This is a genomic window from Isoptericola sp. NPDC055881 (assembly GCF_053615895.1).
On the sequence record NZ_JBSHCR010000099.1, the window covers coordinates 1 to 11,360 of the forward strand.

Annotated in this window: 12 protein-coding genes; 1 reads left to right on the forward strand and 11 read right to left on the reverse strand. The window is 74.2% G+C overall.

Going from position 1 to position 11,360, the window contains the following annotated elements:
* Positions 1-66: 66 nt before the first annotated feature.
* The 11 genes from ACWGKI_RS19415 to ACWGKI_RS19465 all read right to left on the reverse strand — a co-directional run bounded on the left by ACWGKI_RS19415 (position 67) and on the right by ACWGKI_RS19465 (position 9,633).
* Entirely contained in the window at positions 67-1,122 is a 1,056-nt protein-coding gene (locus ACWGKI_RS19415) for an iron-siderophore ABC transporter substrate-binding protein (protein ID WP_452189215.1), read from the reverse strand.
* Between the two features lie 64 nt (positions 1,123-1,186).
* Positions 1,187-1,993 carry an ABC transporter ATP-binding protein gene (locus ACWGKI_RS19420; RefSeq protein ID WP_380244648.1) on the reverse strand — a complete coding sequence of 269 codons (807 nt, stop codon included), beginning with the start codon at positions 1,991-1,993 and terminating at the stop codon, positions 1,187-1,189.
* Positions 1,990-3,045 carry a FecCD family ABC transporter permease gene (locus tag ACWGKI_RS19425; RefSeq protein ID WP_452189217.1) on the reverse strand — a complete coding sequence of 352 codons (1,056 nt, stop codon included), beginning with the start codon at positions 3,043-3,045 and terminating at the stop codon, positions 1,990-1,992. Before ACWGKI_RS19425 ends, ACWGKI_RS19420 begins: the two co-directional genes overlap by 4 nt.
* Before the next feature lies 1 nt (position 3,046).
* Complete coding sequence (locus tag ACWGKI_RS19430) at positions 3,047-4,090, reverse strand: FecCD family ABC transporter permease (protein ID WP_452189219.1); 1,044 nt, start codon at positions 4,088-4,090, stop codon at positions 3,047-3,049.
* Complete coding sequence (locus ACWGKI_RS19435; RefSeq protein WP_452189221.1) at positions 4,087-4,677, reverse strand: DedA family protein; 591 nt, start codon at positions 4,675-4,677, stop codon at positions 4,087-4,089. Before ACWGKI_RS19435 ends, ACWGKI_RS19430 begins: the two co-directional genes overlap by 4 nt.
* A 33-nt stretch (positions 4,678-4,710) precedes the next feature.
* Entirely contained in the window at positions 4,711-5,115 is a 405-nt protein-coding gene (locus ACWGKI_RS19440) for a Fur family transcriptional regulator (RefSeq protein ID WP_380244651.1), read from the reverse strand.
* Positions 5,116-5,156: 41 nt separating this feature from the next.
* Positions 5,157-6,074: a metal ABC transporter permease gene (locus ACWGKI_RS19445; protein WP_380244650.1), complete on the reverse strand. Its 918-nt coding sequence runs from the start codon at positions 6,072-6,074 to the stop codon at positions 5,157-5,159.
* A gap of 14 nt (positions 6,075-6,088) precedes the next feature.
* The gene (locus ACWGKI_RS19450) at positions 6,089-6,997 is read right to left on the reverse strand and encodes a metal ABC transporter ATP-binding protein (protein WP_380244644.1); all 909 of its coding nucleotides are present in this window, start codon (positions 6,995-6,997) and stop codon (positions 6,089-6,091) included.
* Positions 6,994-7,965, reverse strand: a complete 972-nt coding sequence (locus ACWGKI_RS19455) for a metal ABC transporter solute-binding protein, Zn/Mn family (RefSeq protein ID WP_452189224.1) — start codon at positions 7,963-7,965, stop codon at positions 6,994-6,996. The genes ACWGKI_RS19450 and ACWGKI_RS19455 overlap by 4 nt, the downstream gene beginning before the upstream one ends.
* Before the next feature lie 32 nt (positions 7,966-7,997).
* Positions 7,998-9,236, reverse strand: coding sequence for an RNA polymerase sigma factor (locus ACWGKI_RS19460; RefSeq protein WP_452189226.1), 1,239 nt, complete (start codon positions 9,234-9,236; stop codon positions 7,998-8,000).
* Between the two features lie 10 nt (positions 9,237-9,246).
* Complete coding sequence (locus tag ACWGKI_RS19465; RefSeq protein WP_380244641.1) at positions 9,247-9,633, reverse strand: YciI family protein; 387 nt, start codon at positions 9,631-9,633, stop codon at positions 9,247-9,249.
* A 264-nt stretch (positions 9,634-9,897) separates the two neighbouring features.
* Between ACWGKI_RS19465 and ACWGKI_RS19470 the strand changes: the two genes are divergently transcribed.
* Entirely contained in the window at positions 9,898-11,289 is a 1,392-nt protein-coding gene (locus tag ACWGKI_RS19470) for a glycine--tRNA ligase (protein ID WP_452189228.1), read from the forward strand.
* The last annotated feature ends 71 nt before the right edge of the window (positions 11,290-11,360 follow it).

An 11,360-nucleotide genomic window follows, 5' to 3' on the forward strand; every position in this document is an offset into this window, starting at 1 on the left:
GTGCTGACCTGATCCTCAAGACGGCCTTATGAGGATCAGGTCAGCACGCACGTTGCGGGGGCGGGGTCAGTCGCCGAGGACCTCGGCCATCGAGTCCACGAGGGCCGGGAAGCCCTTGTCCCAGTACACGGAGAGCGCCGTGGGGGGCGACACGGACGAGACGGGCGCGGTGCCGACGATCTGCGCGACCTTGCCGGCCTTGACGGCGGGGATGGCCTGCAGCTCCTTCTTGGTGAGGAACGTCTTGGCGTCCTCCGGCGTGTAGGCGTAGTCGACGACGAAGTCGGACGTCAGCTTGTCGAGCTCCTCGTACGACAGGGCGTAGAAGAACCCGCCGTTCGACGTGTCGAGCTCGGCCACGGACGGGGCGACCTTCACGCCGAGCCCCTCGAGGAAGCCGGCGCGCGGGTCGGCCTGCGGGTAGACGTACACCTTGCCCTCGGTGGGCGAGTCGACGATCGCGGCGAAGGTCTTGCCCGCGAACTCGGGGTGCTTCGCGGCCTTGTCGGCGACGAAGTCGTCGATGTCGGCGAGCACCTTGTCGCCCGCTGCGGAGCGGCCGAGCGCCTCGGCGGTGATCCGGATGGTGTCGTCCCACGGGGTGGTCCAGGCGGAGTCCGGGTAGGCGACGACGGGGGCGATGTCGCTGAGCACCTTGTACTGCTCCTCGGTGAGGCCCGAGTACGGGGCCACGATGAGGTCGGGCTTGGCCTCGACGAACTCCTCGTAGGGGACGGAGGCGCCGGCCTCGGGGTCGTCGAGGATGGTCGGCTTCGGGGCTCCTGCCTCGTCGTACGCCTCCTCGACCCAGGGCAGCAGCGCGTCCTCGCCCACGGTCCAGACCTGCTCGGCCACCGCGACCGGGTAGACGCCCACGGAGATGGCGGCCTCGGTGGAGCCCCAGCCCCACGTGGCGACGCGCTCGGGGGCCTTGTCGATCACCGTCTTGCCGAAGGCGTGCTCGATCGTGACGGGGAACTCGTCGGTGGCGCCCGACGCCGTCCCGCTGGGGGCGGCGGAGTCGTCGCCCTCGGCGGAGTCGCCGGAGGCGCACCCCGCGAGGGTCAGGGCGGCGGTCGCCGCGAGAGCGGCGGCCGTGGCGAGAGGACGGCGAAGACGCACGGGTTCTCCTCGGTGTGCTCGCACCGTCTCGGCGCGAGAGGAACAGTAGTGAGGAAAGCCTAACCTATGCTGAAGCGCCGCTGTGCGTCCGTCCCAGCGGGACGACGAGGGGAGTGCCCGACACCGGGTCGGGCACCACGCGCGCTCGCAGCCCGAAGGCGGCGTGGACGGTCGCCTCGGTCAGGACGTCCCCCGGACGGCCCTCCGCGACCACCTGCCCGGCACTCATCACCACGAGGTGGTCGGCGTACCGGGCGGCGAGGTTGAGCTCGTGCAGCACCATGACGACGGTAGTGCCGCGGGTGCGGTTCAGCTCGGACAGGAGGTCGAGCAGGTCCACCTGATGGGCGACGTCGAGGTACGTCGTGGGCTCGTCCAGCAGCACGATGTCGGTCTCCTGCGCGAGCACCATCGCGATCCAGACGCGCTGGCGCTGTCCGCCGGAGAGCTCTGCGACCGGGCGGTCCGCGAGGTCGGCGACGCCGGTCGCCTCCAGGGCGTGCAGCACCGCGACGTCGTCGGTGGAGCTGTGCCGGCCGAACCAGCCCTGGTGGGGGTAGCGGCCGCGGGACACGAGCTCGGCCACCCGCACGCCGTCGGGGGCGATCGACGCCTGCGGCAGCACGCCCACGCGACGCGCCAGCTCCTTGCGGGACAGCGCGCCGACGTCCTCCCCACCCAGGGTGACGCGACCGCCGTCGAGCGGGTGGAGCCGCGCCAGACCGCGCAGCAGGGTCGACTTGCCGCACGCGTTGGGCCCGACGATCGCCGTCACGCTCCCCGCGGGGAGCTCGAGGTCGAGCCCCTCGATCACGGGCCGCCCGTCGTAGCCCAGGCTGACGCCGTGCGCGCGCAGGGTGACGTCGGTCATGCGAGGGACTTCCTTCCGTCGGTGGCGAGCAGCCACAGCAGGTACGGGGCGCCGATCAGGCCGGTGACGATGCCGGTCGGGGCCTCGATGCCGAACAGCAGGTGCTGGCCCACCACGTCGGCCGCCAGCACCAGCAGCGCGCCGGTGAGGACGGACGCGGTGAGCGCGGCCCCGCCGTCGTCCACCAGACGGCGCGCGATCGCGGGCGCCACGAGCGCGACGAAGGCGAGGGGACCGACGAACGACGTCGCCGTGGCCACCAGGCCGACCGCCAGCAGCAGCGAGACGACCCGGGCGGTGTCGACCGGCACGCCGAGCGCGCGGGCGTGGTCGTCGCCGAGCGCCAGGGGCGACTGCCAGCGCGACACCAGGGCGACGCCGGCCCCGAGCACCAGCACGGCGACGGCGAGGGTCAGGAGCTCGACGCCGCGCACGTCGGCGACGCTGCCCACGGTCCACAGCAGCGCCGACTGCGCCTCGCGCACGTCGACGCTCGCCAGGAGCCACGCGAGCAGCGAGGAGCACAGGTAGGCGAACCCGACGCCGACCAGCACGAAGCGGATGGAGTGCAGCCCGCGGCGCCACGCGAACAGCCAGATCAGCAGCGCCACGACGAGCGCTCCGGCGAACGCGGCACCGGACACCGCCAGGCCGGTGAGCCCGGCGACGAGCAGCGCCCAGACGGCGCCGAGGCTCGCGCCGCTGGCGATGCCCAGGATGTCGGGGCTGGCCAGGGGGTTGCGCAACGTCGTCTGGAAGAGGGCGCCGGCGAGGCCGAAGGCCGCACCCGCGAGGACGGCCGTCTCCAGGCGGGGCAGCCGCAGCCGGTGCACGACGAACACGTCCACGTCGGAGCCGACGCCGACGAGGGCGGCGAGAGCGCGGCCGGGCGACAACGACGCCTCCCCGAGCGTGAGGGCGAGGGTCGCGACCGCGACGAGCAGCACCGCGAGGGTGGCCAGGACGATCGTGAGACGGCGGCGCCGCCGGGCGCGCGGGGCGGCCACCGGGGAGACGGCGGCGCCGGGGGCGAGCGTGGTGGTCTCGGACACGTCAGACCCCCGCCACGGACTTGCCGCGCGCGACGGCGACGAGGACGGGGGCGCCGAGAGCGGCGGCGACGACACCGGCCTCGAGCTCGGAGTGCGGCAGCACGAGTCGCCCGATGACGTCGGACCCGAGCAGCATCACCGGCCCGAGGAGCGCGGTCAGCGGGACGATCCAGCGGTAGTCCGTGCCGACGAGCCGACGGGCGGCGTGCGGCACCGCGAGACCGACGAGGGCGATCGGGCCGGCGAGCGCTGTCGCGCCGCCGGCGAGCAGGACGACCGCCGCGGCGGTGAGCCACCGGGTGAGGCCGACGCGCTGGCCCAGGGCCCGGGCGACGTCGTCGCCGAGCGCCAGCATCGTGAGGCGGTGGGCGAGCGCGGCCGCGAGCACCAGCCCGATGGCGACGAAGGGCCAGAGCTTGTCCAGCGTCTCCGTCCCGCGGCCGGTGAGCGAGCCGACCGCCCAGAACCGGTAGGTGTTGAAGGCCGTCGGGTCGCGCAGCAGGACCAGGGTGATGAGCGGGGTGATGAGGGCCGTGACGGTGGCGCCGACGAGCGCCAGCTTCACGGGCTGGCCGGCGCCGATCGAGAAGACGAGCAGCGCCGCCGCTGCGGCGCCCGCGAACGCGAACCAGACGAACCCGAGCGGCGCGGTCACGCCGAGCAGCGAGACCGCCACGACCACGGCGAGCGAAGCCCCGGCGTTGAGGCCCAGCAGGCCGGGGTCGGCGATGGGGTTGCGCGTCACGCCCTGGATGAGCGTGCCGGCGACGCCGAGCGCGGCGCCCGCCGCCAGGCCGATGAGGGTGCGGGGCACGCGCTGGTCCAGCACGACGTCGTGGTCGACGTTCCCGGCGACCGGGTTCGTGAGCGCCTGCCAGACGGTGGCGAGGTCGATGTCGCGCACCCCGAGCGCGAGGCTCGCGGCGACGATCGCGAGGAGCGCCACGAGGGTCAGGGCGACGACGAGCACCCGACCGCGGGTCCGGCGTGCGACGAGGGCGGCGGCAGGTCGGGGAGTGGTCGTGACGGCGGCGGGCGCGGTCATCGGGCCTCCCTGTCGACGTCGGGCAGGCCGTCGCCCGGGGTGGCGGGGTCGAGCGGGGCGGTGGGCCGGGTCCGGCGGGTGAGCCGGTGCGCGACCCAGGCGACGAGCGCCACCACGGCCACCGCGACGACGGCGAGGGTCACGGGGTTGCGCAGCCCGACGGCGAGCGCGCCGTGCACAGCCGCCGTGCCGATCGTCGTCCAGATCCCCGCCCATACCGCGCAGCCGGCGAGGAGCGCCACGAGGTAGCGGCCGAACGGCATGCGCAGGTACCCCGCGGCGAGGTTGACCAGCGTCTGCACCCCGACGGTGAGGAAGGACAGCGTGACCGCCGGCGGGCCCCATCGGTGCACGCGGTCGATCACGGTCGCGGCTCCGGGACGGGCGAGCAGGTCGGCCACCCGGCCGCGGGCGGTCCCGCGCGCCACGCCACGGCCGGCCCAGTAGGTGGCCTGCGCGCGGACGAGCACGATGGCGAACGCCGCGACGTACACCACCCAGAACGGCACGCCGGCGATCGTGAAGACGCCGGGGTCGGCGGCGGCGTCCTCGGACGCCCGCACGATCGCGGAGGTGGTCAGGTGCACGGCCTCATTGTGCCCGAATGAGGTATGGCTGCCCTAATTCGCTCGACCCGGGTCGGTGCCGGCAGCGGCGCGGCAGGTGGCGCACGTGCCCCAGAGCTCGATGGTGTGGTCGATGTCCGCGAAACCGTGCGCGGCGCCGACCGACGCGGCCCACGCTTCGACGGTGGGCCCGTCGATCTCGACCGCCCGCCCGCACGCCCGGCAGACCAGGTGGTGGTGGTGCTCGCGGCGCGCGCAGCGACGGTAGAGGCTCTCGCCGTCCTCGGCGCGCAGCACGTCGACGTCGCCGCCGTCGACCATGGCCTGCAGGGTCCGGTAGACCGTGGCGAGCCCGACGGCGTCGCCCCGCGCGTGCAGGAGCTCGTGGAGCTGCTGCGCGCTGCGGAACTCGTCGGTCTCGCCGAGCGCGTCGGCCACGGCAGCCCGCTGCCGGGTCATCCGGGGCGGCTGGCCCGTGCCGGTGCGGGGGCTGGTCGCGTTCACGGCGTGCACTCCTCGTGGGCGGCGCCCCGCGGGGTGGCGGCGACCGCGACGTCGTCGGGGATGTCCGGGTGCGGGTCGACGGCCGGGCGGCGGCGGGTGAGCAAGGGGTGCAGGAGGGCGACGACGGCGTAGACGGCGATCGCGAGCACCACGATGAGCGCACCCGGCGACACGTTGTGCCAGTAGGTGATCGACAGGCCGGTGACGCACACCGCGACCCCGATCACGGACGCGACCAGCATGGTGCGGCGGAACGACCGGGTGACGAGCTGGCCGATGGCGACCGGCACGATCATGAGCGCCGACACGAGCAGCAGGCCGACCACCCGCATCGCGACCGTGACGGTGAGCGCGGCGAGCACGGCCACCGCCATGTTCAGGGCCCACACCGGCAGGCCGGAGGACACGGCGAACTCCTCGTCGTGGCTGACGGAGAACAGCGCGGGACGCAGCCCGAGGCCGATGAGCAGGATCACGCCGCAGAGCGCGACGGTGACCCACACGTCGGACAGGGTGACGGACGAGATCGAGCCGAACAGGTAGGCCATGAGGCTGCCCGAGGACCCGCCGGCCAGGCCGATGATCAGCACGCCGCCGGCGATGCCGCCGTAGAAGAGGATGGCGAGGGCCAGGTCCCCGGACGTGCGGCCGCGGCGGCGCACCACCTCGATGAGCACGGATCCGGCGACGGCCGCGACCACGGCGCCGGGCACGGCGAGGACGTCGTCGGGCACGAGGCCCATCGCGGCGCCGACCAGCCAGCCGACCGCGACACCGGTGAGGGCGACGTGCCCGATGCCGTCGCCCAGCAGGGCGAGCCGGCGCTGCACGAGGTACGTCCCCACGACGGGCGCGCTCAGGCCCACGAGCAGGGCCGCGACGAGCGCCCTCTGCATGAACGGGTCGGTGACCATCTCCCACAGGCCGCTCACGGTGCCACCTCGTCCTCGGTGCTCTCGGGTCGGGCCTCGAAGGGCCCCTCGGCCAGCCGCACCTCGTCGGTCCGTGGCCGGTAGGTCGGTTCGGCGTGCGGGTGCACGTGCTCGTGCGCGTCGCCGCCGTGCTCCGGCCGGGGCGTCGGCGGGGCGCCGTCGTGCACCACGCGACCGTGCCGCAGCACGACGGCGCGCTGCACCAGCGGTGCGAGCTCGCCGAGTTCGTGCAGCACGACGAGCACCGTCATGCCGTCGTCGACGAGCCTCGTCATGGTCGCGGCGAACGACTCCTGGCTGGGGCGGTCGACGCCCGCCACCGGCTCGTCGAGCACCAGCAGCTCGGGCTGCCGCACCAGGGCACGGGCGATCAGCACGCGCTGCTGCTGCCCGCCCGAGAGCTGGTGCGTCGCGAACCGGGCGCGGTCGGCGAGCCCGACCAGGTCGAGAGCCTCGCGCACCTGGGTGCGCCAGCCTCGCGGGAGGCGCAGCCGGCGGCCGTGCAGCAGCCCGGACGCGACCACCTCCGCCGCGGTCGAGGGGACGCCGGCGACGGCGCTGACGCGCTGTGGCACATAGCCGACGCGGGACCACGGCACGTCGTTGCCGAGGGCGTGCCCGAAGAGCCGCACCTCGCCGGACGTCGGGGGCAGCACGCCGACCAGCGTGCGCACCAGGGTGGACTTGCCCGAGCCGTTGGCGCCGAGCAGCGCCACCACCTCGCCGCGCCGGACCGTGAGGTCCACGCCGCGCAGCACCGGGCTGGCGCCGAGCCGGACGTGCACGCCCCGGGCCTCGATGGGCGTGTCCGGGGGCGTGCCCGCCGTCGCGCCCGTCGGTGCCTGGCCGCTCGGTGCCTGGCCGCGTGCCCGGGAGGGTGCGGAGCCCGCATCAGGGGTCGTCATGAGCACTGGAGCCCTTCGGTGAGCGCGGCCAGGTTGTCCTGCATGACCGAGACGTAGTCCGCCCCGGACGCGACGGCGTCCTTGGACAAGCCCTCGAGCGGGTCGAGGACGGCGGTCTCGACCCCGATGTCCTTCGCGAGCGTGTCGGCGACCTTCGGGCTGGTCAGCGTCTCGGTGAAGATGGTGCTGACGTCGTTCTCCTCGACGATCGCACCCACCTCGCGCAGCCGCGCGGGGGAGGGCTCGGCCTCCGGGTCGAGGCCGACGATGCCGATCTGCTCCAGGTCGTAGCGCTCGGAGAGGTAGCCGAACGCCGCGTGCGAGGTGACGAGGGTGCGGGTGGCGCACTCCTTCAGGCCGGCGGAGAACTGCCCGTCGAGCTGGGTGAGGGACTTCGCCAGGGCGTCGGCGTTCTCGGCGTACGTCGCGGAGTGCTCCGGGTCGACGGCGCCCAGCTGGGCCGCCACGGCGTGGCCGACGTCGATCAGCCGCGTCGGGTCGAGCCAGAAGTGCGGGTCCACCGCGGCCTCGTCGCCGTGGTCGTGCCCGTCGCCCTCGCCCTCGCCCTCGCCCTCGTCGACCACGGCGTCGTCAGCCGTGCCGGGGTGCGCCTCGAGCGTCACGACGTCGCTCGTGTCGACCACGTGCTCGGGGCTCTGGGTGTCGATCGCGTCGTCCACGGCGGCCTGGAAGCCGGACGAGTAGACGACGAGGTCCGCCGTGCCGATCTCGCGGACCTGGGCGGGGGAGAGCTCCAGGTCGTGGGGTTCCGCTGCCGGCGGCGTGAGGTTGGAGACGGAGACCAGGTCCCCGCCCACCTGCTCGGCCACGTACTGCAGGGGGTAGTAGGAGGCGAGGACCTCGAGCGTGCCGTCGGAGGCGCCCTGGTCCGTGGGGGCGCACGCCGCCAGGACGGCGGGCAGCGCGAGGGCGGGCAGGGCGGCGAGGGCCGCGCGTCGGCGAAGCATGAGAACGATTCTCAGAAAGATGAGAACGATTGTCAACTCGGCGCGGAACGGAGCAGCGCGCAGCGCCGGGCGTCGAGGTGGGACCGGAGCGCCGGGTCGGACGTCAACGACGCCGCACGGTCGAAGGCGGCGGCGGCCGCCGTGGCGTGACCGAGCCGGGCGAGCAGGTCGGCGCGCACCGCCCACGCGGGCTGGAACCGTGCGGCGCGGTCGCCCAGCGTGTCCAAGGCGGCGAGGCCGGCCGCCGGCCCGGAGGTCTCCGCGACGACCGCCGCGCGTGCGACCGCTCCACCGAGGGAGGGCGCCACCTGCTGCAGCGCGTCGTGCAGCCGGAGCAGCGCCGGCCAGTCGGGCGGCTCGCCCGGTCGCCGGGCGCAGTGCATGGCCTGGACGGCGGCCTCCAGCTGGAACCTGCCCAGCGTGCCCCGCGCGTGCGCCGCGCGCAGGTGCGCGTGGGCCTGGGCGATCGCGTCGGCGTCCCAGCGGGCCGGGTCCTGCTCGGTCAGCGGCACGAACCGGCCGAGCGCGTCGGTCCGGGCGTCCGCCCGGGCGGACGAGAGCAGGACGAGGGCTGCCAGGCCGCGCACCTCCGGGTCGTCCGGCTGGAGCTGGGCGAGCACCTCGGCGAGGCGCAGCGCCTCCGAGGGCAGCCGGCGTGGCTCGGACGCTGCCGTGGACCACTCCACGACATAGGCGCCGTAGACGGCCTCGAGGACGTCGGCCATGCGGCCGGGCAGCGCCGAGCGGTCCGGGATCGTGAACGGCACGCCCGCGTCCCTGATCCGGCGCTTGGCACGCACGAGCCGGGTCGCCATCGTCGCGGCCGGCACCGAGAAGGCGGGCGCGACCTGCGCGGCCGTGAACCCGAGCACGGTCGTGAGCATGAGGGGGGTGCGCGCCACGGGGTCGACGGCGGGGTGCGCGCACACGAGCATCAGCTCCAGGCGCCGGTCTCCGACGGCGTCGGGATCGACGTCCTCGAGCCGCACGGGCGCGTGCCGCTCGGGGGCCAGGGGAGTGGTGCGGCGTACCTCCGCCGACCGCTGCCGGTCGCGCAGGCGCCGCCGCGCCACGGTGAGCAGCCAGCCGGCGGGGTTGTCGGGCACCCCGTCGTCCGGCCACGTGCGCAGGGCTCGCTCGAGCGCGTCGCCCAGGGCGTCCTCGGCGGCCTGCAGGTCGCCGGACCCGGCGGCCAGCAGCGCGACGAGGCGGCCGTAGCCGTCCCGCGCGGCCGCGGCCGCCGCGGCGTGCGCGGCTCCCGTCGCGGTCACGGGCTACCTGCTACTCGGCCGGGCCGTGCCCGGTCCAGGCGCCGTCGACCACCGACGTCGCGACCGGCCGCACCTCGACGGAGCCGTAGGTGGCGCCCGGGCACCTCTCCGCCCAGGCGAGGGCGGCGTCGAGGTCCGGCACGTCGACGACGAAGACGCCCGCCAGCGCCTCCTTCGTCTCCGCGAACGGGCCGTCCTGCACCTGGGTGGTGCCGGTGCGGCGCGTGACGGTGGTGGTGGCGTGCGAGAACTGCAGGATCTCGGCGCCGACGAGCACGCCGGCGCTCACGAGCGCGTCGGCGTACTCGGAGAACAGCCGTTCCATCTCGGCGATGCCCTCGGCGGGGAGGTCGCCGGGGGCCGGCTCGGGGTTGTGCAGCAGCAGTGCGTAGCGCATCGGTCCGTCTCCTTCGTCGTGCCGGTCATGATCGGTCATGGTCGGTCATGGTCGTGCGTACCCCCATGACGATCGAGCGCACCGTCGATCGTCACCCGCCGCCGGTGGCGCGTCGACCGGACGGGCGCCGAGGTCCCGGCAGTCGTGCCCGGTAGGCTGGTGCCACCGCAGCCGGTCGACGTCGGGCCCCGACGTGCCGAGGCCGCGGTGTTCCCCGCACCGGCCCCACGAGCCACGTGGCGGCCCGACACCCAGGAGTGATCCGTGGCAGCACCGTCCCCCACCGCCAAGCTCGACGCCGTCGTCTCCCTCGCCAAGCGGCGAGGCTTCGTGTTCCAGTCCGGCGAGATCTACGGCGGTACGCGTTCCGCGTGGGACTACGGGCCCCTCGGCGTGGAGCTGAAGGAGAACATCAAGCAGCAGTGGTGGCGCGCGATGACGCGCCGCGACGACGTCGTGGGCCTGGACTCCGCCGTCATCCTGCCCACCCCGGTGTGGCACGCCTCGGGTCACCTCGGTGCGTTCAACGACCCGCTGACCGAGTGCCTCAGCTGCCACAAGCGGTTCCGCGAGGACCACATGATCGAGGAGTTCGAGGAGAAGAAGGGCCGCGCGCCCGAGGGTGGCCTCGCCGAGATCGCGTGCCCGAACTGCGGCACCCGCGGGCAGTGGACCGAGCCTCGCGACTTCAACATGATGCTCAAGACGTACCTGGGCCCCGTCGAGGACGAGTCCGGCGTGCACTACCTGCGGCCCGAGACGGCGCAGGGCATCTTCGTGAACTTCTCGAACGTCGCGGCGGCCTCGCGCAAGAAGCCCCCGTTCGGCATCGCGCAGATCGGCAAGTCGTTCCGCAACGAGATCACGCCGGGCAACTTCATCTTCCGCACGCGCGAGTTCGAGCAGATGGAGATGGAGTTCTTCGTCGCCCCGGGCACGGACGCCGAGTGGCACCAGTACTGGATCGACACGCGGATGGCGTGGTACACCGACCTCGGAATCGACCCCGAGAACCTGCGCCTGTACGAGCACCCGGCCGAGAAGCTGTCGCACTACTCGACCCGCACGGTGGACATCGAGTACCGGTTCGGGTTCACGGGGAGCGAGTGGGGCGAGCTCGAGGGCATCGCGAACCGCACCGACTTCGACCTGAAGACGCACTCGGAGCACTCCGGCAAGGACCTGTCGTTCTTCGACCAGACGACGAACGAGCGCTGGCTGCCGTACGTCATCGAGCCGGCCGCCGGCCTGACCCGCTCGCTCATGGCGTTCCTCGTCGAGGCGTACGCCGAGGACGAGGCGCCCAACACCAAGGGCGGCGTCGACAAGCGCACGGTGCTGCGCCTGGACCCGCGCCTCGCGCCGGTCAAGGCGGCCGTGCTGCCGCTGTCCCGCAACGAGGCCCTGTCGCCCAAGGCGCGCGACCTCGCCGCCGAGCTGCGCCGGTCCTGGAACGTCGACTTCGACGACGCCGGGGCCATCGGCCGCCGCTACCGCCGCCAGGACGAGATCGGCACGCCGTTCTGCGTCACGGTCGACTTCGACACCCTCGAGGACGACGCGGTCACCATCCGCCACCGCGACACCATGGCGCAGGAGCGCGTCGCGCTGGCCAAGGTCACCGCCTACCTGGCGGAGCACCTCGCGGCGTTCTGACCCCGCGCCGACAACGACGGGGCCCGGGGGCGCCGCGGGGGGGCCCGGGCCCCCCGGGGTTGGGGTGCGGG

Coding starts and splice junctions, on each gene's coding strand:
- ACWGKI_RS19440 (WP_380244651.1), bottom strand. CDS start 5,115: ATGACCCGGCAGCGGGCTGCCGTGGCCGACGCGCTCGGCGAGACCGAC.
- ACWGKI_RS19450 (WP_380244644.1), bottom strand. CDS start 6,997: ATGACGACCCCTGATGCGGGCTCCGCACCCTCCCGGGCACGCGGCCAG.
- ACWGKI_RS19445 (WP_380244650.1), bottom strand. CDS start 6,074: ATGGTCACCGACCCGTTCATGCAGAGGGCGCTCGTCGCGGCCCTGCTC.
- ACWGKI_RS19420 (WP_380244648.1), bottom strand. CDS start 1,993: ATGACCGACGTCACCCTGCGCGCGCACGGCGTCAGCCTGGGCTACGAC.
- ACWGKI_RS19455 (WP_452189224.1), bottom strand. CDS start 7,965: ATGCTTCGCCGACGCGCGGCCCTCGCCGCCCTGCCCGCCCTCGCGCTG.
- ACWGKI_RS19430 (WP_452189219.1), bottom strand. CDS start 4,090: ATGACCGCGCCCGCCGCCGTCACGACCACTCCCCGACCTGCCGCCGCC.
- ACWGKI_RS19465 (WP_380244641.1), bottom strand. CDS start 9,633: ATGCGCTACGCACTGCTGCTGCACAACCCCGAGCCGGCCCCCGGCGAC.